Source organism: uncultured Gelidibacter sp., assembly GCF_947500795.1.
In the GTDB taxonomy this organism is placed as follows: Bacteria; Bacteroidota; Bacteroidia; order Flavobacteriales; family Flavobacteriaceae; genus Gelidibacter.
Genome location: NZ_CANMTE010000004.1, coordinates 264,840 through 290,601, shown reverse-complemented (window position 1 = coordinate 290,601; position 25,762 = coordinate 264,840). Strand labels below are relative to the sequence as shown.

At 36.3% G+C, this 25,762-nt stretch carries 26 protein-coding genes and 1 pseudogene; 9 read left to right on the top strand and 18 right to left on the bottom strand.

Annotation, left to right across the window (positions count from 1 at the left end; genetic code table 11):
* Positions 1 to 678, bottom strand: a complete 678-nt coding sequence (locus tag Q0947_RS11425) for a DUF481 domain-containing protein (protein ID WP_299397364.1) — start codon at positions 676 to 678, stop codon at positions 1 to 3.
* Between the two features lie 328 nt (positions 679 to 1,006).
* On the opposite strand from Q0947_RS11425, the gene Q0947_RS11420 reads away from it, so the two are divergent.
* On the top strand, positions 1,007 to 2,293 hold the full coding sequence (locus Q0947_RS11420) for a citrate synthase (RefSeq protein WP_299397361.1): 1,287 nt from the start codon (positions 1,007 to 1,009) through the stop codon (positions 2,291 to 2,293).
* Positions 2,294 to 2,357: 64 nt separating this feature from the next.
* Positions 2,358 to 3,272: an arginine deiminase family protein gene (locus Q0947_RS11415; RefSeq protein WP_299397357.1), complete on the top strand. Its 915-nt coding sequence runs from the start codon at positions 2,358 to 2,360 to the stop codon at positions 3,270 to 3,272.
* An 80-nt stretch (positions 3,273 to 3,352) separates the two neighbouring features.
* Here the strand turns inward: Q0947_RS11415 and Q0947_RS11410 are convergent, their stop codons facing one another.
* The 7 genes from Q0947_RS11410 to rsfS all read right to left on the bottom strand — a co-directional run bounded on the left by Q0947_RS11410 (position 3,353) and on the right by rsfS (position 8,842).
* Positions 3,353 to 3,766: a hypothetical protein gene (locus tag Q0947_RS11410; protein WP_299397354.1), complete on the bottom strand. Its 414-nt coding sequence runs from the start codon at positions 3,764 to 3,766 to the stop codon at positions 3,353 to 3,355.
* Between the two features lie 141 nt (positions 3,767 to 3,907).
* On the bottom strand, positions 3,908 to 4,174 hold the full coding sequence (locus Q0947_RS11405) for an acyl-CoA-binding protein (protein ID WP_299397353.1): 267 nt from the start codon (positions 4,172 to 4,174) through the stop codon (positions 3,908 to 3,910).
* On the bottom strand, positions 4,171 to 4,824 hold the full coding sequence (locus Q0947_RS11400) for a phosphatidylserine decarboxylase family protein (RefSeq protein ID WP_299397350.1): 654 nt from the start codon (positions 4,822 to 4,824) through the stop codon (positions 4,171 to 4,173). Before Q0947_RS11400 ends, Q0947_RS11405 begins: the two co-directional genes overlap by 4 nt.
* On the bottom strand, positions 4,814 to 5,635 hold the full coding sequence (locus Q0947_RS11395) for a phosphatidate cytidylyltransferase (protein WP_299397348.1): 822 nt from the start codon (positions 5,633 to 5,635) through the stop codon (positions 4,814 to 4,816). The genes Q0947_RS11400 and Q0947_RS11395 overlap by 11 nt, the downstream gene beginning before the upstream one ends.
* A gap of 80 nt (positions 5,636 to 5,715) precedes the next feature.
* Complete coding sequence (locus Q0947_RS11390; RefSeq protein WP_299397345.1) at positions 5,716 to 6,321, bottom strand: LUD domain-containing protein; 606 nt, start codon at positions 6,319 to 6,321, stop codon at positions 5,716 to 5,718.
* Between the two features lie 120 nt (positions 6,322 to 6,441).
* The gene (gene ftsH / locus Q0947_RS11385) at positions 6,442 to 8,460 is read right to left on the bottom strand and encodes an ATP-dependent zinc metalloprotease FtsH (RefSeq protein ID WP_299397342.1); all 2,019 of its coding nucleotides are present in this window, start codon (positions 8,458 to 8,460) and stop codon (positions 6,442 to 6,444) included.
* A gap of 10 nt (positions 8,461 to 8,470) precedes the next feature.
* Complete coding sequence (gene rsfS, locus Q0947_RS11380) at positions 8,471 to 8,842, bottom strand: ribosome silencing factor (RefSeq protein ID WP_299397339.1); 372 nt, start codon at positions 8,840 to 8,842, stop codon at positions 8,471 to 8,473.
* Positions 8,843 to 8,937: 95 nt separating this feature from the next.
* Between rsfS and Q0947_RS11375 the strand changes: the two genes are divergently transcribed.
* Positions 8,938 to 9,669, top strand: a complete 732-nt coding sequence (locus Q0947_RS11375) for a biotin--[acetyl-CoA-carboxylase] ligase (RefSeq protein ID WP_299397336.1) — start codon at positions 8,938 to 8,940, stop codon at positions 9,667 to 9,669.
* Here the strand turns inward: Q0947_RS11375 and Q0947_RS11370 are convergent.
* Together Q0947_RS11370 and pyrE are read right to left on the bottom strand one after the other, a co-directional pair.
* A complete protein-coding gene (locus Q0947_RS11370) occupies positions 9,666 to 10,061 on the bottom strand; it encodes an SRPBCC family protein (RefSeq protein WP_299397333.1) in 396 nt (131 codons plus the stop codon). The two genes, Q0947_RS11375 and Q0947_RS11370, sit on opposite strands and share 4 nt — an antisense overlap.
* 80 nt (positions 10,062 to 10,141) lie before the next feature.
* Positions 10,142 to 10,786, bottom strand: coding sequence for an orotate phosphoribosyltransferase (pyrE, locus tag Q0947_RS11365; protein ID WP_299397330.1), 645 nt, complete (start codon positions 10,784 to 10,786; stop codon positions 10,142 to 10,144).
* Positions 10,787 to 10,911: 125 nt separating this feature from the next.
* Between pyrE and Q0947_RS11360 the strand changes: the two genes are divergently transcribed.
* Positions 10,912 to 11,493: an NUDIX domain-containing protein gene (locus Q0947_RS11360; protein ID WP_299397652.1), complete on the top strand. Its 582-nt coding sequence runs from the start codon at positions 10,912 to 10,914 to the stop codon at positions 11,491 to 11,493.
* A 7-nt stretch (positions 11,494 to 11,500) separates the two neighbouring features.
* Here the strand turns inward: Q0947_RS11360 and Q0947_RS11355 are convergent, their stop codons facing one another.
* Positions 11,501 to 13,234, bottom strand: a complete 1,734-nt coding sequence (locus Q0947_RS11355) for a M14 family metallopeptidase (RefSeq protein WP_299397327.1) — start codon at positions 13,232 to 13,234, stop codon at positions 11,501 to 11,503.
* Between the two features lie 158 nt (positions 13,235 to 13,392).
* On the opposite strand from Q0947_RS11355, the gene ctlX reads away from it, so the two are divergent.
* Positions 13,393 to 14,325 carry a citrulline utilization hydrolase CtlX gene (gene ctlX, locus Q0947_RS11350; RefSeq protein WP_299397324.1) on the top strand — a complete coding sequence of 311 codons (933 nt, stop codon included), beginning with the start codon at positions 13,393 to 13,395 and terminating at the stop codon, positions 14,323 to 14,325.
* A 41-nt stretch (positions 14,326 to 14,366) separates the two neighbouring features.
* On the opposite strand, the gene Q0947_RS11345 is transcribed toward ctlX, so the two are convergent.
* The gene (locus Q0947_RS11345; RefSeq protein WP_299397321.1) at positions 14,367 to 16,424 is read right to left on the bottom strand and encodes a tetratricopeptide repeat-containing sensor histidine kinase; all 2,058 of its coding nucleotides are present in this window, start codon (positions 16,422 to 16,424) and stop codon (positions 14,367 to 14,369) included.
* 572 nt (positions 16,425 to 16,996) lie between these two features.
* On the opposite strand from Q0947_RS11345, the gene argS reads away from it, so the two are divergent.
* From argS to Q0947_RS11325, 4 genes are all read left to right on the top strand, one after another.
* Positions 16,997 to 18,775 (top strand): arginine--tRNA ligase, encoded by a 1,779-nt coding sequence (gene argS, locus Q0947_RS11340; RefSeq protein ID WP_299397319.1) that lies wholly within the window; start codon positions 16,997 to 16,999, stop codon positions 18,773 to 18,775.
* A 107-nt stretch (positions 18,776 to 18,882) separates the two neighbouring features.
* Positions 18,883 to 20,211 (top strand): signal recognition particle protein, encoded by a 1,329-nt coding sequence (gene ffh, locus Q0947_RS11335; protein ID WP_299397316.1) that lies wholly within the window; start codon positions 18,883 to 18,885, stop codon positions 20,209 to 20,211.
* Positions 20,212 to 20,351: 140 nt separating this feature from the next.
* A complete protein-coding gene (locus Q0947_RS11330; protein WP_299397313.1) occupies positions 20,352 to 21,230 on the top strand; it encodes a tetrahydrofolate dehydrogenase/cyclohydrolase catalytic domain-containing protein in 879 nt (292 codons plus the stop codon).
* Positions 21,231 to 21,240: 10 nt separating this feature from the next.
* Positions 21,241 to 21,975: a TIGR02206 family membrane protein gene (locus Q0947_RS11325; RefSeq protein WP_299397311.1), complete on the top strand. Its 735-nt coding sequence runs from the start codon at positions 21,241 to 21,243 to the stop codon at positions 21,973 to 21,975.
* 53 nt (positions 21,976 to 22,028) lie between these two features.
* On the opposite strand, the pseudogene Q0947_RS11320 reads toward Q0947_RS11325, so the two are convergent.
* The 6 genes and pseudogenes from Q0947_RS11320 to Q0947_RS11295 all read right to left on the bottom strand — a co-directional run bounded on the left by Q0947_RS11320 (position 22,029) and on the right by Q0947_RS11295 (position 25,756).
* Positions 22,029 to 22,452: pseudogene (locus tag Q0947_RS11320) on the bottom strand (VOC family protein).
* A gap of 3 nt (positions 22,453 to 22,455) precedes the next feature.
* Positions 22,456 to 22,641, bottom strand: a complete 186-nt coding sequence (locus Q0947_RS11315) for a hypothetical protein (protein ID WP_299397308.1) — start codon at positions 22,639 to 22,641, stop codon at positions 22,456 to 22,458.
* 97 nt (positions 22,642 to 22,738) lie between these two features.
* Positions 22,739 to 23,500, bottom strand: coding sequence for a 23S rRNA pseudouridine(2604) synthase RluF (gene rluF, locus Q0947_RS11310; RefSeq protein WP_299397306.1), 762 nt, complete (start codon positions 23,498 to 23,500; stop codon positions 22,739 to 22,741).
* A gap of 18 nt (positions 23,501 to 23,518) precedes the next feature.
* The gene (locus tag Q0947_RS11305; protein ID WP_299397303.1) at positions 23,519 to 24,346 is read right to left on the bottom strand and encodes an alpha/beta hydrolase; all 828 of its coding nucleotides are present in this window, start codon (positions 24,344 to 24,346) and stop codon (positions 23,519 to 23,521) included.
* Complete coding sequence (locus tag Q0947_RS11300; protein ID WP_299397301.1) at positions 24,343 to 24,720, bottom strand: cupin domain-containing protein; 378 nt, start codon at positions 24,718 to 24,720, stop codon at positions 24,343 to 24,345. The genes Q0947_RS11305 and Q0947_RS11300 overlap by 4 nt, the downstream gene beginning before the upstream one ends.
* Before the next feature lie 64 nt (positions 24,721 to 24,784).
* Positions 24,785 to 25,756: a YitT family protein gene (locus tag Q0947_RS11295; RefSeq protein ID WP_299397299.1), complete on the bottom strand. Its 972-nt coding sequence runs from the start codon at positions 25,754 to 25,756 to the stop codon at positions 24,785 to 24,787.
* Positions 25,757 to 25,762: the final 6 nt, after the last annotated feature.

Genomic DNA, 25,762 nt, shown 5'->3' with positions numbered 1-25,762 from the left:
TTAAAACGTATATAAAAGCCCATTCGTTAACTCGTATTGGGCTTTTGGTATTGTAACCACTGGGTAAGCGTCAAAATTGTATGTAAACGTTGTTTTAAACGCAAGATTCTCCAAAATCTTAAACAAGACACTTGTGGTGCTCGACAGCCTGTAATCTTTAAAAGCATCCAAGCGGGGTTGGTAATAGCTCGTACTAATGATGCCGATGGTTTCTGTAGGATAAATGCTGAACGAAAAATAAGTACTGCCGCGCACGTCCTTGTTTATTTTGTTGTTTTCAATTTCGGACGTTTGTTCATATTCATACATGATAAGCGTTCCCAAATAAAAACGATAATCCTCATCAGACGACAATTTAAATCGTGGTCCAGCGCCTATTAATCCCCTGAAATCAATTTCTGAAATAGCATCATATTGCGCTTGGACGAACCCTTCCATCTTTATGGTTTCCATAACTTTATGATTGTAACGTAAATGTTGGGTACCTTTATTGACAAAGGATTTTTCTGCTGCTTTTTCAAACTTTAAATCGTTGACAAAAAGCCATAATTCTTTTTTATTGTTATACTGAACATCGGCTTTAGTAGCAATTTTAAAGATACTGTTCTTGTTTTTTATTAAGCTCGCATCCAAACTTACAGAACCTGTCCATTTTGCAGAATCGGTTTTCTTTCTCATCGTTTCAACATTAATCACCTGTGCATGAGTATATCCGGTGAGAAATAATAAGAATATGAAAATTGGGAGTCGCATGTAATAATCAAATTAGTAAAAATGAGTTTTTAGTTGACCTCTACAAAAGAGGAGGTACTATACCTTAATTTGGAATAGGGTAAAATTAATAAAACCATTCAATCTCGGGTGTGTTATGAAGGTTTCTATATAGATTTTATAAATATTAGGATTGTTAAAATGCTTGTTAACTTGCTTTCAGAATAGTGATATATTTTGTAAATTCGTGACATCTTTTCAGATACACAAACTCAAAATAAACTTATAAAAACATATGTCAGACAAAGCTACGTTAGAAATAGACGGTAAAAAATACGAATTCCCACTGATTGTAGGCACTGAAAAAGAAGTTGCCATTGATATCAGCAGTTTAAGAAGTACTACAGATAGTGTTATTACACTGGACCCAGGTTATAAGAATACAGGTTCTTGCCAGAGTGCCATTACATTTTTAGACGGTGAACAAGGAATTTTAAGGTACCGCGGTTACTCTATTGAGGAATTGGCCGAAAAGGCAGATTTTCTTGAGGTAGCGTTCTTGTTGATTTTTGGAGAATTGCCAACAAAAGAGCAATTGGAAAAATTCCATGCAGATATTAAAGCGCAATCTGTTGTTGACGAAGATATCCGCAAAATAGTAGATGCATTTCCTAAGTCGGCGCATCCAATGGGTGTTATTGCTTCACTTACTAGTGCATTGACAGCGTTTAACCCATCTTCAGTGAATGTAGATTCTGAAGAGGATATGTATAAAGCCATCGTTAAAATCTTAGGTAAATTCCCAGTATTGGTTGCTTGGACGTTCCGTAAGAAAAATGGTTTACCATTAGATTATGGTGATAAAAATTTAGGTTACGTAGAGAACATTTTGAAAATGATGTTCAAACAACCTAATGAAGAGTATAAAATGAATCCTATCGTATTAAACGCGTTGGATAAATTATTGATCCTTCATGCTGATCATGAGCAAAACTGTTCTACATCTACAGTAAGAATAGCAGGTTCATCTCACGTTGGATTATTTGCATCACTTTCTACAGGTATTTCTGCACTTTGGGGACCACTTCACGGTGGTGCTAACCAAGCTGTGTTGGAAATGTTGGAAGGCATTAACGCTGATGGTGGAGATACTGATAAATACATGGCAAAAGCCAAAGACAGAGAGGATCCATTCCGTTTGATGGGCTTCGGACACCGTGTGTACAAAAACTTCGATCCTAGAGCTAAAATCATTAAAAAAGCAGCTGATGAAGTGTTGAACGATTTAGGTGTTGAAGATAAAATTTTAGAAATTGCAAAAGCCCTAGAGCAAGAAGCTTTAAAAGATCCTTATTTCGTAGATCGTAAGTTATATCCAAACGTAGATTTCTATTCAGGAATCATCTACAGAGCTATGGGTATTCCAACGGATATGTTTACAGTAATGTTTGCATTAGGACGTTTACCAGGTTGGATTGCACAATGGCGTGAAATGAGATTGAATAAGGAACCAATAGGTAGACCAAGACAGATTTATATTGGAGAAACTTTAAGGTCTTTTAAATCGATTGATAAGCGTTAAAATATAAATATTAATGCAAAAAGCTTCATTCTTATAGATGGAGCTTTTTTTTATACTTAAGATTATGCTCAAACTGAATGTTAAAAATGAAACCTCACGCTTAAGGGCCGTGGTTTTAGGTACAGCTGTTAGTAATGGTCCAACACCTGAAATAGAAGAGGCTTATGATCCAAAATCATTGGAACATATCAAAGCCGGTACATATCCTATTGAAGCGGATATGGTTGTTGAAATGGAGGCTGTGGCCAAAGTTTTTGATAAATATGATGTAAAAGTCTACCGTCCTGAACAGATTGAGGACTACAATCAAATTTTTGCACGTGATATTGCTTTTGTTATAGATGACATCTTCATTAAAGCCAACATTCTTCCTGATAGAGAAAAGGAGCTGGATGCGATTCAATATGTCATCGATCAAATTGATCCTAAAAAAGTTGTACGTCCGCCAGAAGAAGTTCATATAGAAGGTGGAGACGTGATGCTTTGGAATGATCATATCTTCATTGGCACGTATAAAGGCAGCGATTATAAGGATTATATTACGGCTCGGACCAATATTCAGGGCGTTAATTATATAAAGGAGTTATTTCCTCATAAAATAGTCAAGGAATTTGATTTGGTGAAATCGAGAATTGAACCAAGAGATAATGCGCTGCATTTAGATTGTTGCTTTCAACCGGTCGGAAAAGATAAAGGCATTATTTACAAGAGCGGATTTAGAGAGGAAAGCGACTATATGTACTTGGTCAATTTGTTTGGAAAGGAGAATCTATTCCACATCACCCGAGAAGAAATGTATCATATGAATAGTAATATCTTCTCCATTTCTGAAGATGTGGTTATTTCAGAACAGAATTTTACGCGTTTAAATACGTGGTTACGTAAGAACGGTTTTACGGTAGAAGAAGTGCCTTATGCCGAAATTTCGAAACAAGAAGGCTTGTTACGTTGCAGTACGATGCCTTTGATTAGGGATTAGAACAACTTATTAATTCATAAAAAAAACTGGAATAGAAAGTGAACTTACTATTCCAGTTTTTTATTTAAAACGTTTTTATTTTAAATCGCAGAAACAGCAGCGGTCAACAGCGTTACACAACAGGTTAATATAAAGTTGTAGCTTATGTTTTCGGTCATATAAAAGTATACTAATAACCCAAAATTTATAAGGCTGTAAATTGTAATTGCGGTATTAATAAAACCAGGACCATCCTGAAAAGAGACTAGCGCAGAAAGTGCAATAATATTACCGGTTACATAATAGGATAGTGCGCCAATAAAAGTTTTCTTTTTGGAAACACTCACTGTGGAATCCTTTAAAAACAACTTTAGAGGAAAAAAGTAGAGACTTACAATAATAGCGATAATCAAATACACCGTTGCAGGCACTACATTTTTAATCATCAAAAAATACAGTACGCTTATGATCAGTATAGCGATATAATCTTTCTTGAGTATTGTGTTGCTATTCATTCTGCTAATATATTAATCTATTTCTTACAATTTTTAGAATGTTCAAAAAGGATTAAGTATGTGACAAATTAAAAGTCAATTACTAAATAAGCCAGATAAAATTCAAAAGGAACCATTCAAAAAGGGGAGGCAGAAAAATATTTATTTTCCGTAGAGAAAGTAATTGTTGACCAAATCAATATAAATGCGTTTCGCCTCATCTTGAGTAACACTTTTTATCTGAAAAAGGGCATTGGTCTTAAATGCATTAATGATCGGTTTCTTACCACTAGGGCTAGAATAATCGTTTGTAGCCTTCTTGTAATACGCGTAAAGCCTTAATAACAAATCAGCAGGGAATGCGCCTGTATAACTGTTTATGCGTTCTACGGCGTCACGAAATTCAATATCTAATTTTTCGGAATTCATTTTGTTTCGGCAATCACACTAATACCACCTTTTACTTTTTGATTAAGTGCTACTTTTATATCGGCATCTAGCGGTAAAAACAAATCCACACGCGATCCGAATTTTATAAACCCAGAATCCGCTCCTTGTTTTACATCAGCATCTACTTGTGCATAATTGACAATACGTTTTGCCAGCGCGCCAGCAATTTGACGGTATAACACTTGGCCAAAGAAGGTGTTTTCTACTACAACAGTAGTACGTTCATTTTCTTCACTTGCTTTTGGATGCCATGCCACTAAATATTTTCCAGGGTGGTATTTGCTATACACTACTTTGCCTCCAATAGGATAACGCGTTACATGGACGTTTATTGGCGACATGAATACAGACACCTGAATACGTTTGTCTTTAAAAAATTCTTTCTCAAAAACCTCTTCAATTACAACTACTTTTCCATCTACTGGTGATAAGGCATGATGGTCATGGAGTGTCCCAATACGCTTCGGGTTTCTAAAAAACTGAAGAATAATGATAAAAAACGCTATCACTACCAACATTAGGGTGGTTCTTAACCAAGATAACGTAACAAAATAATCTATGCTCATAATGGCTATAACAACAAGTGCAATAGAAATCATGACTATTTTATGGCCTTCTTTATGAAACATATGGGAATAATCTTAAGAATAAATATAGAAATGGTGCTGCAAAAATAATACTATCTAACCGATCTAACAAACCGCCATGCCCAGGCATGATCACGCCACTGTCTTTTACACCGGCTTGTCTTTTAAACTTAGACTCAATCAAGTCGCCTAAAGTTCCAAAAACGCTAGCAATGATAGCCAATATTAACCAATTTGTGAAATCTAATTCACCTGTAAGTCGCGCAATAAAATAACTGGCCACACAAGCAAAAAATAAACCGCCTAAAAAGCCTTCAAATGTTTTCTTTGGTGATACGCTCGGAAACAACTTTTGCTTTCCAAAATTCTTACCTACAATATACGCACCAGTGTCATTCACCCAAATAAGTACAAAGGAACCAAGTAGTAACAATGGTGTAAACTCCTTACCATTGTTAGCAATCATGATCAAAAATATGAATGCACTTGTAAGATAGAAGGTCGTGAGTATAAAACGTTTGGATTCAAATAATGGTATTGTTTTTTCTGAAAATAAATCTTTAATCAAGAACAGTTGAACAAATATGGTAATAACCTGAAGAATTTGAATGGCTTCATTAAAACCAGCGTCGGTTTCAGGGATTAGGCACCAAACGCTAAATCCGAGATACATGATGGTGAAAACAATATATGGAGCTTTACTCTCTAGTTGGATGAGTTTTTTAAACTCGGCCATGCAAATGAGTCCAAAGACAAAAAAGAGAACCACCAATACATATTGCCAATAAATGGATAATATGAGCAATGAGATATAGATAGCGCCAGAAATGGCTCTTGTACTAAGTTCCTTCATCTGTGAGTATTAAAATGTTTTATTGACAGATGACGTATTTGAAATAGACTTCTGAACATGGAATAAAGTAAAAAATTTCATTATAAATCTTCAAGTAGCAGCAAATATAGGTTTTTTGAGCTACTTCCATAAGTAAGAAAGTCTTTATCTTCTAAAGTCTTGAAATGTTTGATGGTGGTAATATTTGTTGGGATTCTGTCTTTGTTATTGTTTTTGATGCCTCGTAAACCTTCACCAATATTCTCAACAAATTGGCTCGTGGTCGCGTAGATCACAAAATTTGGAGGTAGATCTCTTAATTTTTTTTCAGCGATCTGATTTGAAGAGATTAGAAGAGAACCATCATCTGCAATTAAATATTCGCAGGTAGAAAGGAAATATTCACATTCTGATGGTTGTTTAGAATCCTTAAGTTCAAAGTCCTTAAAAAGTTCTTTTAGTCTTGAATCGAGCAAAAATACTTTTTTATCTTCCCAGTTATTTTCTTGAAGAATGTTCTTTAAGGATTTGTAGATTTCTTCCATATTTTCGCAATACAGAAACTTTCCACCGTTGGCCTTAAAATTTATAGTAAATTTCTCGTCTATAGGTAGCTTGATTTCAGGCATATATTTGCCTCTCTCTTCGCTTTTTATGTTATCTTCTGGCGTATTTTTTAAGCCGAAAATTTTACGAAATAGACTCATGTAGTGGTGCTATTAACCTAGTTGTTATCCTAGTTTTAATAATGGTTACTCCAAATATAAAAAAACTTAAATTAACAACTGATTAATTTAAGTTTTTTATATGAATATGAAATAATGTCTTTAATCTAAAGCTTCGTCATTTTTGACGTCTTCTGCAGGAACTTTAATTTCTTCAGCGGCAGTTGTTGCTTCCTTTTCGATTCTTTCACGCTCTAAAACATCTTTTTCAAAAGGACGTTTCCCGAAAATGCGTTCTAAATTATCTTTGAAAATGACTTCTTTTTCAAGTAGCTCTTCAGCTAACTCAGTCAATTTATCTTTATTCTCTTCAAGGATTCTAATAGCGCGAGCGTATTGTTCTTCGATGATTTCAGAAATTTCCTTATCAATCAATTCTGCAGTTTGCTCACTGTAAGGTTTAGTAAATCCATATTCAGATTGTCCTGAAGAATCGTAGTAGGTTAAGTTTCCTACTTTTTCACTCAAACCGTAAACAGTAACCATAGCACGTGCTTGTTTGGTAACTTTTTCCAAGTCGCTCAGTGCACCAGTTGAAATTTTATCAAAGATTACTTTTTCTGCGGCACGACCACCAAGGGCAGCACACATTTCATCAAGCATTTGCTCTGTTCTTACAATCAGACGCTCTTCAGGTAAGTACCAAGCGGCACCTAGCGATCTTCCACGCGGTACAATTGTTACTTTTACCAAAGGTGCTGCATGTTCCAGCATCCAGCTGATAGTTGCGTGTCCTGCCTCGTGAAAAGCAACAGCACGTTTTTCATCAACAGTGATGATTTTATTCTTTTTCTCAAGACCGCCAATAATTCTATCAACAGCATCTAAGAAATCTTGCTTGTTTACAGCCTTTTTACCTTTACGTGCAGCAATTAATGCTGCCTCGTTACAAACGTTTGCTATATCTGCTCCAGAGAATCCTGGAGTTTGTCTTGCAAGGAAATCGATATCTAAATCTTCAGCTTTTTTAATTGGTCTTAAATGGACTTCAAAAATTTCTTTACGTTCTACGATGTCCGGAAGGTCAACAAAAATCTGTCTGTCAAAACGACCAGCACGCATAAGGGCTTTATCTAAAATATCAGCTCTATTGGTTGCAGCAATAACAATAACGTTAGTGTTGGTTCCAAAACCATCCATTTCAGTCAATAGCTGATTCAATGTATTTTCACGCTCATCATTAGAACCTGACATCGCATTTTTACCTCTGGCACGACCAATAGCGTCAATCTCATCAATAAAAATAATTGATGGCGATTTTTCCTTAGCCTGCTTAAATAAATCTCTAACTCGAGATGCTCCTACACCCACAAACATTTCCACAAAATCAGAACCTGATAATGAGAAGAACGGTACTTTAGCTTCTCCGGCTACTGCTTTTGCCAATAAGGTTTTACCTGTTCCTGGAGGTCCTACCAATAATGCGCCTTTTGGTATTTTACCACCTAAAGAGGTGTATTTTTCTGGTGTTTTCAAAAAATCTACAATCTCTTGTACTTCTTCTTTAGCACCTTCTAACCCTGCAACATCTTTAAAAGACGTCTTAACATCAGTGTTTTCATCAAATAGCTTTGCTTTCGATTTCCCGATGTTAAAGAGTTGCCCACCTGCGCCGCCACCGCCGCCAGAAGACATACGTCTCATTATAAAAATCCAAACACCAATAATAAGTACAAACGGTAACAGACCGATTAGGAAATCTCCCCAAACATTATGCTCAGTCTCAAAAGTGACTTCAGTGTTGGTGAGGTTGTTTTCGTTAATAGTAGATCTGATTTCCTCTTGAAAAAGTGCTAAATCACCAAATTCAAACCTGTAGTTTGGACTAGGCGTAACAGAAGGAAGGATGTTATTAGGTTTGGTGCCTTTATGAGTATCTGATTTTAAAGCTTCATCAGTCAAATAAACCTTAGCTTCTCTATTGTTGACTATTTCAACTTTGGCGACATCGCCCTTTTTTAAATAATCAAAAAACTGAGAAGGAGTAGTGCTTTTGGCATCTTGTCCACCAAAACCACCCGAGAATATTTGAACTGCAAAAAAAGCAGCTATCACCAAACCATAAATCCAATACGGACTTAACTTTGGTTTTTTGTTTAAATTCTTATTTTCTTTTGACATTAATCTTTTTTTAGTAACTAGTTTCTATAACGGTTGTTTTAGCGTCACCCCAAAGGCTTTCAATATCGTAATATTGGCGAATATGCTTTTGGAAAACATGCACTACCACATTGACATAATCTATTAGAACCCACTCTGCATTTTCACTTCCTTCTACATGCCAAGGGTGATCTTTAAGTGTTTTGCTTACTTTCTTTTGGACGGCATTAACAATGGCGTTAACTTGTGTGTTTGAGTTTCCTTCACAAATGATGAAATAATCACAAACCGTGTTTTCAATCTCTCTTAAATCGAGAATTTTTATTTCTTTTCCTTTGACGTCTTCAATACCAGCTATGATAGTGGTAATCAGTTCATCTGAGTTATTATTTTCTTTGGCCATTAATTTAAATTAAATTTGTGCAAAGTTATTATAATTTTAGTTGTTTTACGCCTTAAAATCTCATAAGAAATTTATAAATTATTCAAAGCTTGCACATGCGTATTATCAAACTTGATGCCATTGATTCAACCAACACTTACTTAAAGAAGCTAAGTGTGGCGGGGAATGCGGAAGATGGGTTGGCCGTTGTTGCTAAATTTCAAACAAATGGTAGAGGTCAAATGGGTACGGTTTGGAGCTCTCAAGAGGCTAAGAACCTAACCTTTAGCGTGTTTAAAGATGTTTCCTTTGTTGAAGTTTCGCAGCATTTCTACATCAGTATGGCGGTGTCTTTGGCAGTACACGAAGCCCTAAATAGCTTAGGATTAACGGATGTAAAAGTAAAATGGCCTAACGACATTTTGTCAGACAATAAAAAGATTGCGGGTATTTTAATTGAGAATGTCATTAAACTCAATGTGATTTCGGGCTCGGTAATTGGGATTGGTTTGAATGTGAATCAGACTGATTTTAATGATTTACCTTCGGCGTCATCCTTATTGTTGCTATCCGGTCACGTTCATAATCTGGAGGAAGTATTGAATACGGTGCTTAAGCAGATTGAAATTCACTTCAACTATTTGCAGAATAGACAGTTCAAATTATTGAAATCAAAATATGAATCCCATCTATTCAGAAAAAACAAACCTTCAACATTTAAAAATGCTGAAGGTTCGCTGTTTGCTGGATATATTGTAGGTGTCTCAGATATTGGTCAGCTCTTAGTTAGAGTAGAGGACAATATCATTAAAAGTTTTGATTTTAAAGAAGTGACCCTAATGTATTAAATTGCTTTTGGCATATTGTTGACCAAAGTTTCAATAAACTTTGAGATAGGGCCTTTAATCATCATCGCCATCATAGCATTGAATTCGCCTTCAAAAGTCAACTTCACTTCACTTTGATTGGTTCCTGTTTCTTGAATATCGCCAGTTAATGAAAAATCTAATTTTCCGCCAGCTGCTCCAAGGATGATTTTGTTAGGGGCAACAGTTTCTTTTTTCTTCAATACGATTTCTGGCATTCCTTTCAATGCAAATAAAAACTTATCATCACCCAAAACTTCAAATTTACTGATGTTATCAGGCATTAATTGCTCGAAATTTTTGACGTCTGATAAGAAATCGAAAACTTCTTGCGGATTTTTTTCAACGGTTACTTTAGGTGATTCTAAATTCATTATAGTGTGTTGTTTTTGTATGATTAATATGTAGTCGGCATCATTTTAAAGTCAGCCCACTGTTTTTACCGGTTACTAAATCAAATAGCGTTCCATTCACTTGGGTTGGCATTCCAAGCTGCTAAAACTTCTTGTTCTTTAGTGGTAATGTATTTAGTGTCTAAAGCTTGTTCCAAAAGACACTCGTAATTACTTAGGGTATGCAACGTCACGTCTGCTTCCTTGAAATTGTTGACAGATAGTTCAAATCCGTAAGAGAAAATAGCAATCATACCTTTTACGTTAACACCAGCTTCTTCTAGTGCTTTAACGGCATTTAGACTGCTTTTTCCTGTGCTGATCAAATCTTCTACAACAACAACGTTCTGACCTTTTTCAACATGGCCTTCAATTTGGTTTTGACGTCCGTGTCCTTTAGCTTCCGGTCTGACGTAAACAAATGGCAATCCTAAATATTCAGCTACCAATACGCCAATACCAATGGCACCAGTGGCTACCCCAGCAATGACGTCTGGTTTGCCGTAGTGTTGCTCAATGTGTTTTGCCATAGTCTCGCGCACGTAATTGCGAATTGGCGGATAAGAGAGCACGATGCGATTGTCACAGTATATTGGGGATTTCCAACCAGAAGCCCATGTAAATGGTTGACTTGGTTGAAGTTTTATCGCGTGAATCTGCAATAGCAGCTCAGCGGTTTTTTTAGCGGTTTGTTTATTGAAAATCATGATGCAAAATTAAACAATTTTATAGATTTTGAATTCAAAAAATCACTGAAAAATTATTTTCAAAAAGACGCCTGTCAATCAAAAAATTATATTTTTACACATTCAATATCTTCATGAAAGAAAAGATGTATAAAGTATTTGTTAACGACAAGCCTATTTTTCTAACCACAAAAGTTAAGAAAGAAAAGAATTTCAAAAACTATCTTTTGAGTACCGTGAATATAGGCAAAGTCATAAAAGAACTCAATACTACAGATTTAGAAGGCGTCCGATTAATTGGCAAAAGCGAAGATAAACTTTTAAAATCATTTCTTAAATTATTACCTAACGTGATTGCTGGCGGGGGTAAAGTTTTTAATGAGAAAGGTGAGGTACTTTTTATTTATAGAAATGATAAGTGGGATTTGCCTAAAGGTAAGATAGAAGGGAAGGAGAGTATTGAAGAAACGGCTTTGCGTGAGGTTGAGGAAGAAACTAAAGTGAACGGATTAAAAATAGTGGCACCTTTAGAAACAACCTATCATATTTTTAAGCGTAATGGCAGACACCAATTAAAAATCACTTATTGGTTTGAAATGAAAACCAACTATAATGGGTGTTTGGAGCCGCAGGAAGATGAAGGAATTACAAAAGTAGAATGGCTCAATCCAAATCAAATTAAAAATGCGATGGAGAATTCTTATGCCAATATTAAGATTTTAGTCTAATCCTATCTTACATCACACGATACACCGGATATTGTAAGTGTGCACTTTCATAATTAGCACTTTGTTTATGTAACCAATCCAATTGTGCGTACCAACTTTTCGCAAATTCAGGGTCGGCTTTCTTTTTATTTTCAAACTCTAATTTTAAGTCGTTGTTATTCTTTAACAATTCTGCCGCCATATCTTCCCATACATATGGTGAAAAACCTTCTTTTTGCTGTAAAATAGTATCGAAGAAATTCCAATTAAAAAAGGAATCTGGCGCTTGTGGCTCCAATGTTTCCAATAGATATCTAAAAGCTGTTTGATCGGTTGGAATATAATAATCGCCTTTTTTGAAAGTCACGTTATGTTTTGAAGGGCTGATAGTGGTGTTGTAATGTTGATAATGCCCTTCATAGGCTTGGTTTCTGGTTTGGTAGCTGTCAATTTTATAGCTTTCAACTGTGATAGTCGTGTCTTTTTCTAAAACCTCCATTTGTACTTTATTAAGTTTCAAGAGTTCTATAACGTCCCACCAACCTTGAGGGATGATGTAGGCTTTAGGGATTGTCACTTCCACACTTGGCTTAAAGTAATTTTGATAGGCAATATCCTTGGTAAACGGTTTAGTGCGGTCATAAAATAGTCGGTTATTTCCCGTAATTTCACTTGGGACCATCTTGCCTTCGTAACCTTTAAATTTTAACGTTGAAGATTTTGTTGTATCTACAGTCCATGCCAATGCATACGATGTTGAAGCTTGTAATTTTTTCAAGGCGTTGGCTCGTAAATCCTTAATTTTTTTATGATCTCTTTCCATAACGTCCAGCATGCTTTTCATCAATTCATATGTGCCTTCAACACGCGGTTTGTAAGGTTTCAGCATGTGTGTTTCCACCATCATTCCTAAAGTATTGAAAAGAGCTGTGTACCCTGTAGAATACCGTGGTGAATCATTAAATTGACTAAATCCGGCTTCTGGCACCTGATTAAATACATTGACATAAGGCGTAATATCCCAGTTTTTAGCAGCTAGATTTTTCTCGAGACTCGGCATCATTTCAGTATGAAGATAATTTCCCAAGTCGCCGCCAAGTTTATTGTGCTGTGTAAATAGATGTGTTAAGGTATATTGATAGTCCGCGCCATTGCTCACATGATTGTCGATAAATACTGCTGGTTGCACTAAGTGATATATTTGGGTAAAGACACGCGCATTTTTAGTGTCCGCCTTTATAAAGTCTCTGTTCAAGTCATAGTTTCGGGCGTTGCCTCTAAAACCATATTCCTTTGGACCATCTTGATTGGTGCGTGTCGTGGAATTTCTATTTAAGCTGCCGCCTACATTATATATAGGTATCGTTACCAAAACCGTATGTTGCGGACTTTTTATTTTGCCTTGTGCCAAATCTCTAAATAATAACATTGTGGCGTCAATACCGTCTGGTTCCCCTGGATGGATGCCATTATTAATAAGTAGGGTCTGTTTTGTTTTTCTGATGGTTTCAAAGTCGAACACAGCATCAGGATTATAAGTTACCATATGCAAAGGTTTCCCTGAATCTGTCATTCCTAAACTATCCAATTGAATTTGAGGATAGGTATTGGCCAGAAGTTTATAGTAGGCAATTACTTCCTGATGCGTTCCCGTCTCGAGTCCGTTACTTTTTTCAAATAGGGTTAAAAAATCTGCGGCTGTTTCTTTGTTTTGAGCGATAGTTGTGACTCCTATTAAAAGGAAGAGAACGATGGTTTTCATCAAGGTGTATTTTCGATTAGAATTACTTTGAATTTCAGGGCACACACGACCAATTTTTAGCCAAAATGGTGCGTAAGTTTACCTTGAATTAAAAGGTGCATTAGCTTCCAAAATTAATCAATTTAAACTAATTTTGTGGGCCTAAATACAATATCAAAATGCAACAAACTACAAATACCATCTTAATGATTCGCCCTGTAAAGTTCAGGATGAATGAGCAAACGGCTGTCAACAATTATTTTCAGGAAGAATTAGAACTTAAAAATTCTGAAATTAATTCAAAAGCGCAAGCCGAATTTGATGCATTTGTAGAAAAACTGCGTGCGGCTGGAGTAACGGTAATTGTTGAGGATGACGATAAATTAAATGACACCCCAGATTCTATCTTCCCAAATAACTGGGTGAGTTTTCATGAAAATGGAGATTTGGCGCTTTATCCAATGTTTGCTGAAAACCGCAGAAAAGAACGTCGTGAAGAATTGTTTACCCGTTTGGAAGATGAAGGTTTTGAAATAGAAAACATCATTGATTATACAAGTGCTGAAGAAGATGATCTATTTTTAGAAGGTACCGGAAGTATCATTTTAGATCGTACTAACGGAAAAGCCTATTGTGCGCCATCAGCTAGAGCTGATGAAGATTTATTTATAGAGTTTTGTGAAGATTTCGATTACCACCCAATCGTTTTTACTGCTTACCAAACTGTAGACGATCAACGTTTGCCAATATACCATACCAATGTAATGATGTGTATTGGTGAGACCTTTGCCGTGATTTGTTCGGATTCAATTGATGACAAAAAAGAACGCAAACACGTGTTGAAACATCTTAAAGAAGACGGTAAGGAAATCATTGCGATAACGGAAAAACAAATGCATCATTTTGCCGGCAATATGTTACAAGTGCGCGGTGCTGAAGGAAAGCATTTTTTAGTGATGAGTAAAGCAGCACACGATAGTTTAACGCCTCATCAAATTGAGCGATTGACTTCTCACTGTGAAATCCTATCGAGTAATTTAGAAACTATAGAAACCTGTGGCGGCGGTAGTGCGCGCTGCATGATGGCGGAAGTCTTTTTGCCAAAAGCATAAAAAAATTTAAAGCTTGGGGTTTGTAAACTTCAAGCTTTTTTTTAGTTCTCCGTTTGAACTTTAGGAAGTTCAACGTAGAATTTGGTGCCTACATTTGGTGTACTTTCTACCCAAATTTTACCATGGTTAAGTTCAACCAATTCCTTGCAGATGGTCAGTCCTAATCCTGTGCCTTTTTCGTTTTGCGTACCAACGGTCGTGAAATTGTTATTCTGAAACAATTTAGAAAGGTTTTCTTTTGAAATGCCAACGCCAGTATCTTCAACACAAATCAAAGATTTACCATTCACATCCTTATTCGAAATGGTGATGATATCGCCCACACGACTGAATTTCACAGCATTGGTGAGCAGGTTTTGAATGATGATTTCCACCATACTCTTATCGGCATAAATAAATTCGCGCTGAGATTCATCAATAACCACAATGCGTTTTTGCTCCACTTTTTGATCGACCAAATTGAGCTTGCTTTGGAATATATCTTGGATGTTGAACAACTCTGGTTTAGGTTCCAAATTTTGCATTTGAGATTTGGACCAATTCAAAAGGTTGAATAATAATAAGGACGCATTATTCGCATTTTCGCTGAGTTCAGGAATAAGCTCATTAAACTCTTCTCTACTGATGCTGTCTTCCTTTAATAAATCTAAAAAGCCTTTAATGGATGAAATGGAATCTTTTAAATCATGGGAAACAATAGAAAACAAGCGATCTTTTACCTTGTTGGTTTCTTCCAGATGATGGGACTGCTCTAAAATAGCATCATTTTGAAGTTGAATCTGTTTGTTTTTTTCTTCAAGTTCTTGCGTGTATTTTACAGTGTTTTTCCTTTTTAAATAAATCAATAATAAAAAAGTCAAAACACCAAGAAAACCCACTATCAAACCATAAGATAGGAGTTTTAAATTTTTAACCTGTTTTGTGTTGCCTAATAAAGACGTGTCGGTTGGGCTGTCGAGAATGTCATTTTTAGCTACCGTGTGTAAAGCTTCTTCAATTGAATTGGCATTGTCAGAAAATTGTGGTTGGTTCTCATGCTCCAAATGCTGTTTCAGGTTAAAGTATTCACGTTGCCAACGGTAGGCGTTTTGAAATCGGCCTGTTGTAGAATCCAGGGTCATTAGGAGTTTGTAATTTTTCAGTAACTCCTCATCATTTCCTGCAGTTTTTGCCAATTCATGAGCCTCATAAATCAGGCTTTCCGCAAGTCTTGTTTTATTTTGTGCCAGGTTTAAGGAGCCCATGGAATTTAAAGCTCGTAAAATGCCTTCCTTATCATTAATGGTTCTGTTGTACTTTAAGCCTTCAATTAAATACTCTGAAGCCTTGTCATAAGCCTTGAATTTTAAATACTCTTCACCAATGCGTGGTAAAACTTCACCTCGTAAAGTCTGGTCCGTTTTTGGGTTGAGCATCGCTAAAACATCCTCATAATATTCAATAGCCTTTCGGTGTTCCTTGCGCTTGGAATATAATTTCGCAATGTTCTTGGTAGACATTTTAATGCCAGAACTGTCTCGCAGTCGCTCACGCACACGGAGTGCTTTCAAATTAAATTCGAGCGCCTTATCAACTTGATTCGTGTTATAATAGGCATCGGCTAAATTATTATAGGCTAAACTAAGGTCTTCATATAGATTTCGCTCTTCAAATATGCGGATGGCTGATAAGGAATTTACCAAACCGGTACTATAATTCCCTCTCTTAATTTCAACAAGGCCAATGCTGTTGCTCACTTTGGCAATACCAAGCGTATCTTTAAGCTCTTGATATATTTTTTTAGATTTATTGAAATGATCTAGTGCATTGAAGTAATCATTTTTGTTTGCATAAATCAACGCTTTGTAATAATTGGCTTCTGCAACACCGTTGAGGTAATTAAGTGACTGTGACAGCTGCTCAGTTTCTGAAATGTACATGAGTGCCTTTTGATAATCTTCAGCTTTATAAAGTGCTTTGATGAGGCGAATTGAGGTAATTACTTTGGAAGAATCCTGTTGTTGATAAGCTAATTGTATAGCAAGGCTATCCATCTCTCTGGTCTGGGAATGACCAAAAAAGACAGCAAAAAAGGCAGCTAACGTGAGTAACCGTTTCATTTTTTTTGCAATTAGTTATAAATTGTAATGTTGATGTGATAAGAGCTTGCCTTGAGGGAGAGGTTAGGCACGTTCACAATATACAATAACAATAATGTTAAGGATTCTATATGATTTATCAACGTTTTTTAGACCTTGAATAATAGCTTGACCAAAAATGGATAAAAGGGTTTATATAAGCTAATTTTTAGGTTTTAATGCCAAAAAATTAGTTGAAGTGAACGCTCACTTTTATCGAATTTATGAAATTTCCGATGAATGGTAAATATCTTAGAAAAACGACACTTTTATCGGTGAAATGCACAATGTTGATCGCTATTGAAATAGGTTTGTTTTTAGCTTCTTTAAAATCAATTGGTTATAAATAGTTAGGGTTTAAGCGTTTTTTTATTCCCTCAAAAATACACTTTTATATTTAACATAATAATTTGACTTATTGAAATATTGGAAATCAGCTGTTTGAAGTTGGTAGCGTAGTGTTTGTGATCTTTCTGTCATCGGACATTAATACGCTTTCGCTAATAAAAATTTTAATTAAAATCCTATCTTTGCAAACTTAAATTTAACATGAGATGAATCTTCAGGAAACCATATCACAGCAGGTAAAAAAAGCAGTTAACGATATTTTTAACGCCAACATAGAATGGGTAGAATTACAATCGACTCGTAAAGAGTTTGTAGGCGATGTTACGGTGGTGATTTTCCCTATGTTACGTGTGGTAAAAGGAAATCCTGTACAGATTGGTGAGCAAATTGGCCAATATCTTATCGATACTCTTGAAGTGATTAAATCCTTTAACGTTGTAAAAGGGTTTTTGAATATTGAAATTGATCCCGTTCATTATCTTGAAATTTTTGAAACGATAAAGGATAACGACGCTTACGGATTTGTTTCTGCACAACCAGAAGATAAAGCTGTTATGGTGGAGTATTCTTCGCCTAATACCAATAAGCCATTACATTTAGGTCACATCAGAAATAACTTATTAGGATATAGTGTTGCCGAAATTTTAAAAGCTTCAGGCAAAAAAGTTTATAAAACCCAAATCATTAATGATAGAGGGATTCATATTTGTAAAAGTATGTTGGCCTGGAAGCGTTTTGGAAACGAAGAAACGCCAGAAACCTCAGGTTTAAAAGGTGACAAGCTGGTTGGGAATTACTATGTAAAATTCGACCAAGAATATAAAAAGGAAATTCAGGCTTTAATTGGTCAAGGTAAAACTGAAGACGAAGCAAAAAAACAAGCACCAATTTTAATGGAAGCACAAGAAATGCTTCAAAAATGGGAGGCTGGAGATGCTGAAACAGTTGCGCTTTGGGAAACAATGAATGCTTGGGTTTATAAAGGTTTTGATGAAACTTATAAAAACTTAGGTGTCGATTTTGACAATCTGTATTATGAAAGTCAAACCTATCTTTTAGGAAAGGAATTTGTTGCTGAAGGATTAAAATCGGGCGTGTTCTTCAAAAAAGAAGATGGTTCCGTTTGGTGTGATCTGACTGAAGACGGTTTGGATGAGAAAATTGTTCTACGTTCAGACGGTACTGCGGTGTATATGACCCAAGATATTGGAACCGCAATTCAACGTGTAAAAGATTTCCCTGATGTAGGCGGAATGGTTTACACTGTAGGTAATGAGCAGGAATACCACTTTCAAGTGTTGTTTTTAATTATTAAGAAACTCGGATTTGAATGGGCTAAAAACCTATTCCATTTAAGTTATGGAATGGTCGATTTGCCTTCAGGAAAAATGAAGAGTAGGGAAGGAACCGTTGTTGATGCTGACGACCTGATTGTTGAAATGGCTCAAACCGCTGAAGAAATTTCAGAAGAATTGGGGAAATTGGATGGCTATTCAGCGGATGAGAAAGAAGCGCTTTACAAAGCTATTGGTCTTGGAGCTTTAAAATATTTCATCTTAAAAGTCGACCCTAAAAAACGTATCCTCTTCGATCCGAAGGAATCTATCGATTTTCAAGGAAATACAGGTCCGTTTATTCAATATACCTACGCCAGAATTCAATCGATATTAAGAAAAGCAGATGCCAACGCACCTTTAGATATAAAAGCGATTGAACTTCATGAAAAGGAAAAAGAATTGATAAAACAACTCTTTTTATTCCCTGAAGTGATTCAAAATGCGGCGGATAACCATAGTCCGGCATTAATCGCAAATTACACTTATGATCTCGTAAAAGAATTTAATTCCTTCTATCAAAATGTATCTATTTTGGGAGCAGAAAATGAAAATGAAAAAGCATTTAGAGTGGTGTTGTCACGTAAAGTTGCGGTAACCATTAAAAATGCCTTTGGCCTATTAGGTATTGCCGTTCCTGAACGTATGTAATTTATTAACCACTTAGGTTTTATAAATAGACATCAAATATGTAAATTTGCAACTCAAAATTTAATTTTTTGTGGTTTTTATAACTGCAAACTGAACACTGAAACCCTATGTTTAATAATTTAAGTGAAAAGTTAGATAAAGCCTTACACGTCCTCAAAGGACATGGAAGCATTACTGAAGTCAATGTTGCTGAAACCTTAAAAGAGGTTCGTAGAGCATTACTAGATGCCGATGTTAACTTTAAAATTGCTAAAGAATTTACCAATACGGTAAAGGAAAAAGCATTGGGTCAAGATGTATTGACAACGTTGCAGCCTGGTCAATTAATGGTGAAGTTGGTTAAAGATGAACTGACTGAACTCATGGGTGGCGACGCTGAAGGCCTTAATCTTTCAGGAAATCCGAGTGTGATTTTGATGTCTGGTTTACAAGGTTCCGGTAAAACGACGTTTTCTGGAAAATTGGCAAACTATCTTAAAAACAAGAAAACCAAAAAACCTTTATTAGTTGCCTGTGACGTGTACCGTCCTGCTGCGGTAGATCAGTTACATGTTGTAGGAGATCAAATTAATGTTGAGGTTTATAGCGATAAAGGAAATACTGACCCTGTAGCCATTGCAAAAGCAGGTATTGCTCATGCAAAAGCAAATGGACACAATGTGGTAATTATTGATACCGCGGGTCGTTTGGCTATTGATGAGGCCATGATGAAAGAGATTTCTAACATTCATGAAGCTATCAAGCCGCAAGAAACATTATTTGTTGTAGATGCCATGACGGGTCAAGATGCGGTTAATACTGCTAAAGCCTTTAATGACGTCCTAAACTTTGACGGTGTTATCCTTACCAAATTAGATGGTGATACTCGTGGTGGTGCCGCTATTTCAATTAAATCTGTAGTTAATAAACCAATTAAGTTTATTGGTACAGGTGAGAAAATGGAAGCTATTGATGTGTTTTATCCATCACGTATGGCTGACCGTATTTTGGGGATGGGAGACGTTGTTTCTCTTGTTGAACGTGCCCAAGAGCAGTTTGATGAAGAGGAGGCTCGAAAACTTCAGAAGAAAATCGCTAAAAATCAATTCGGTTTTGATGATTTCTTGACGCAAATTCAGCAGATCAAGAAAATGGGAAACATGAAGGACCTTATGGGAATGATTCCTGGTGCTGGAAAAATGATGAAAGATATCGATATTGATGATAATGCTTTTAAAGGTATTGAAGCGATTATCCATTCGATGACGCCTTTAGAGCGTACCAATCCGTCGGTTATTAACGCAAGTAGAAAAAAACGTATTGGGAAGGGTTCAGGGACTTCGGTTCAAGAAGTGAATCAACTCCTGAAACAATTTGACCAAATGAGCAAGATGATGAAGATGATGCAAGGAGGCAAAGGGAAAGCGATGATGCAAGCGATGAAAAACATGAGATAATACGCAATTGGCAGTCTTTAGTTGGCGGCCAACAGTATTCTTTTTAGTTCAAATTTACTAAGTATAAATAAAATAGTTTCGCCACTACGTCTCAACGAGAATATGCTTCTCAGTTACGTAGTTAATTAAATATCAAATCAATGGTTCTACTAGACGGTAAAAAAATAAGCAACGACATTAAAAATGAAATTGCTGAGGAAGTAAAGAAAATGAAGGCCAATGGCGAAAAAGTGCCTCATCTTGCCGCTATTATAGTAGGAAACGATGGTGCTAGTTTAACTTATGTAGCTAGTAAAGTACGCGCTTGTGAACGTGTTGGATTTGATTCAACCATGGTGCGTTTATCAAACACGACAAGTCAAGTAGAATTGTTGGATAAAATTTATGAATTGAATGAAGATCCGGAAATTGATGGATTTATCATTCAGTTGCCATTACCTAAGCAAATTGATACTCAAAAAGTTCTTTTGGCTGTGAATCCTGATAAGGACGTCGATGGGTTCCATCCGATGAACTTTGGAAGAATGGCTTTAGATATGTCTACTTTTATTCCGGCAACACCTTTCGGGATTTTGGAATTGTTAGACCGTTATGGTGTAGATACCCAAGGAAAACATACGGTTGTAATCGGTCGTAGCCATATTGTAGGTAGACCGATGAGTATATTGATGGGTAGAAAAGGATTCCCAGGAAACTCAACAGTTACCTTAACCCATAGCCACACTAAAAACATCACTCAAATCACTTCGCAAGCGGATATTATCATCTCTGCATTAGGTGTTCCTAACTTCTTAAAAGCTGAAATGGTTAAAGATGATGCCGTGATTATTGATGTGGGAATTACACGTGTTCCTGATGATTCTACTGAAAAAGGATACAGAATAACTGGCGATGTGGATTTTGAAAACGTCAGTAAAAAAGCAAGTTTTATCACGCCTGTTCCTGGTGGGGTTGGACCAATGACGATTGCCATGTTGCTTAAGAATACACTATTGGCGAGAGAGCGTCAAATGAAATAAGCTTTAACGGATGATGTATAAGATGCTTTCTATGGTGCCCTTGATGCTAAAACGGGTGGCTATGGGAAGCGCGGAACATTGGGTCCCAGTACTGATTGGGATTATTCTTGGCTCTGGCTTAATTAACCACGCGAAACAGAAATTAAACCAACGCAGTCAGGCTCTTTTAATTCATGGTTTTGCCGTGGTTATTTCTTTGACGGTTATTACCTTCCATCTTCATAAATACAGCTTAGGCACTTATGATATTCAAAAGGATTTGCCTTTATATTTGTGCAGTCTTTTGGCAATTGTAATGCCTGTTTTTACCCATTACCGTAAGTTTTGGATGTACGAAATTCTACTGTTCTGGATTATAGCCGGGACACTCCAAGCCATTATTACTCCTGACATTGCTACCGGTTTCCCGACCTTCGATTATATCAGATATTGGGCGGTGCATTTGGGACTAGTGATTATTATATTCTACGCTACTTTTGTGTTTAAAATGACCCCAAACTTCAAAAGCATTTTTAAGTCCATTTTAGCGCTTCAACTATACGTGTTGTTAATGATTGGCATTAATTACCTCTTAAATGCTAATTACTTTTACCTTAATGAGAAACCAAAATCGGCATCTTTGTTGGATTATTTTGGAGAATGGCCAATGTATATAATTGTTGTGCAACTTATTGTTGTACCGTATTTCTTCCTCATTTATCTGCCATTTTATCTCGCCAAAAAACGGTCTAAAACAAAAAAATAGACGCTATTAAAAGTTAAGCGTCTATTAGTTGAATAAGATTTGTACTTCGGAATTTATTTCGCAAATAATTGAGTCATATCCTTAAACGCTTTAAATTCTAAAGCATTTCCTGCAGGATCTTTGAAAAACAGTGTGGCTTGTTCTCCTGCCTGACCTTCAAAACGGATATAAGGTTCAATGATAAATTTTACCCCTTTATCGGATAAGTTTTTCGCGAATTCATGAAATACATTCCATGGTAGTACCACGCCATAATGCGGTACCGGTACATTTTTTCCGTCAACACTATTGGTATGCGTGTCTTCAGTAGATTGTTCTTTATAATGAATGACCAATTGATGACCGAAAAAATTAAAGTCAACCCAATGGTCAGAGCTTCTGCCCTCATCACAATTTAAAATTTCTGTAAAAAGTTCGGCATTCCTCAAGGTTATGAACCGGGATTGCAATGTGAAAAGGGGATAGTCCTGAAGTCATAAATTATGCTGCTGGCTCGTCTTTTCTGTATTTCAGCATGGATACACCAGCAATAAAGAAAACACCTCCCAATATAGTAAGTGCCCAAGGGTTTAATTGAACAAAGTTGTTGCCAAAAATTCCTAATACTCCTAATACTAAGGCGATCATTCCGCCAATTGTCAAGATTAATGCTAAGATTCTAATCATAATTTTCTAAAAATTTATAGGGTTAAATTTAGCATTATTTCCGCTTGAATTTTAAATATGCGATGGAAATGCTGCTTCATAAGCCACAAATTATGACTTATTTGCTTTTTCTACGCGGCGTTGGCTTCTCTTCTATAGCATCTTTTGCAGAGTCTGCAAGGAGAAGGTTCAATTCCTTAAATTCTGTTTCTGTCAATTCCCGATACTTTCCAACAGGAATATCCAGTTTAATGTTCATGATTCGGATACGCTTTAAAGCCTCCACTTCATAATCTAAATATTCGCACATTCTACGAATTTGCCTATTCAATCCTTGAGTTAAAATAATGCTGAACTCGTAGGTGCTCAGTTTTTTAACCTCACACTTCTTACTGATGGTATCTAAAATAGGTACGCCATTAGACATGCGCTCGATAAAGGTTTGGGAAATAGGTTTGTCGACCTTTACGATATATTCCTTTTCGTGATTATTGCTGGCCCTCAATATTTTGTTTACAATATCACCATCATCCGTTAAAAGAATCAAGCCTTCACTAGGTTTGTCTAAGCGTCCGATTGGGAAAATACGTTTTGGATATTTTATATAATCTATAATATTATCCTTTTCAACTCTGGTATCCGTAGTACAAACAATGCCAATTGGTTTGTTAAAGGCTAAATACACGAAACCTTCTTTGGTGTCTTTAATTGGTTTGCCATCTACATGGACAACGTCGTTATCTGAAATTTTTGTACCCATTTCAGGCACTTTTCCATTTATGGTAACACGTCCGGCTTCAATGAGTCTGTCTGCTTCACGACGTGAGCAAAAACCGACTTCACTTAAATATTTATTGATACGTTTGAGATTTTCTTCCATAGCACAAAGATAATAGTTTTAAGCGCCAATAAAAGTGTAAATGTAATCAGCAACAGTGTCATCATTTAGGGAGTGGCCCAAACCTTTTGTAGTAATGAGTTGGCTGTTTTTAAAACTATTTTTAAGACGTAAGGCATCGTTATAAGGAATGATGCGGTCATCTTCATCATGAATTATCAAGCCTTCAGATTCAATGGTTTCAAGGAATTTGGCAGTTGAGAAAGTTTCTGCCGGACTTCCAAATCGCTCTTGGATGGTCTGTTGTAATTGGGATATAATACGACTGTTGTAGCCTAACATATCCGTATAACGTTTCATGACGTCTTGAAATTCTGACGGCGCTCCCAACAGAATTATTTTTTTCAAATTGCCAAATTGGTATTTATGTTGAAAAAGCGCAGCTGCCATGCCACCAACAGAATGACCGATAATGATATCCGGAGAAAATCGTTTGGCGACCACATTAATGAATTCGGCATATAAGATGGCGTTAAAAACTTTGCTACCAGATTTTCCATGTCCTGGAGCGTCTACTGCAATAACGTTATATCCTTTTTTCTTGAGATTTAGAATGAGTTGTTTCCAACGCGCAGAGTTGCTTTCCCACCCATGAGTCAATAATATAGTTTGTCCTGATCCCAGCCATCTATAAGTCATGATGCGGTAATCTTCATAGTTCAATTCTTCTTGATAGGCTGTATGTAAAAAATCGGACTGTTCTTCAGTTAATCTACCAGCGCGTGGCTTCATAAACAAATACAACGCCTGATCAGCGGCATAAGGTTTTGAAACATAGCTCAGCGCATTGTAATAGGTACCGATAAATTTGATTAGGATTTCCTTCATATGGATTGTCCTTCTCTATTAACGAGGTCCATTGAAAACGCAGGGAGACAAATAGCAAGATAATGGCAAGGTTCAGTGTACGGGTTGGAATATTGAACTCTTGTATTTTTATTGATTTTTATGGATTCGCCAGCCGATAGAATAACAGTTTCATCTTCAATGATGAATTGTTTTTTACCACTGATGATAAATGTGTACTCGTCAAATTCTGGCGTTTGAAAAGGTTCACTCCATCCAGCGGGAGCAATCATATGTGCAATACTGAGTTGAGAATTCCCATCTGAAGCCCTTCCAAAATGCTCCTTAATTATTTTTCCGTCGGTGGTAGGAACCACAAAAGGTGAGGTTTGAATTTTGTAAGGTTTATTTGGCATAAATTCTTAATTTTTAAAGTTCACATTCGGATTTCCTTCCGTTTTCAGACCTCAATATAATATTTTATTTCATAGGTTTCCTCTTAATCATGCCACCTTTAATATCCTTAACGAGTCCCATGATGATAAAAGCATTGGCGTCAATCTTGTCTATTTCGGTGTGAAGTTTAGCCAATTCGAGCCTCGTAACCACTGTATAAATAATGTCTTTGTTGTAGCTTTCTTCTTGTCCGCCATAGCCGCCTTTTCCAACATAAATAGTGCAAGCGCGTCTTAATTCTTCAACAATCATTTTACGTAGCGCCTCATGTTTGTTGGAAATAATAGTAACACCAACATATTCTTCAACGCCATCTACCACAAAATCAACAGTTTTGGCTGCGGCAAGATATGTCAGGATTGCGTAAAGTGCAATTTCTATGGATAGAATGTAAGCGCCGAATGAGAAAATGATAATATTAATCAATAGCAAAACGTCTCCAATTGTGATGGAAAGTTTTTTGCTGAGCCAAATGGCCAATACTTCAGTGCCATCAATCACGCTACCGCCACGCATGGCTAGTCCTATTCCTAAACCTAAAAAGAAACCTCCAAAAACTGCAATTAATAAGGGGTCTTCCGTAACTGTGGGATAGTTAACATAATGGACCACCACAGCTAATATGGCAATGGAAATGATGCTTCTTAGCGCAAATTTAACGTTGAACGTTTTTGCTGCTAGAATCAAAAATGGGATGTTGACTAAGATTAATAAATAACTCAAATCAATTTGAGTGATATTTTCTAAAAGCAGTGAAATACCTGTCGCCCCACCATCAATAAACCGATTTGGAAGTAAAAATCCTTTAAGGCCAAATCCTGCGGAAAATACGCCAATCAGCACATAGATATAATCCTTTATGCCGTGGGCAATTTCAATTTTTATCCTTCGTGCTAAAGGAATAACTAGTTTGTTACTGGCTTTTGTAGATGAATCTTTTGACTCAAGTTTTCTTCGAGCAATTGTAATTAATAGTTTGGAGAAAAATGAACTCATCGGGTT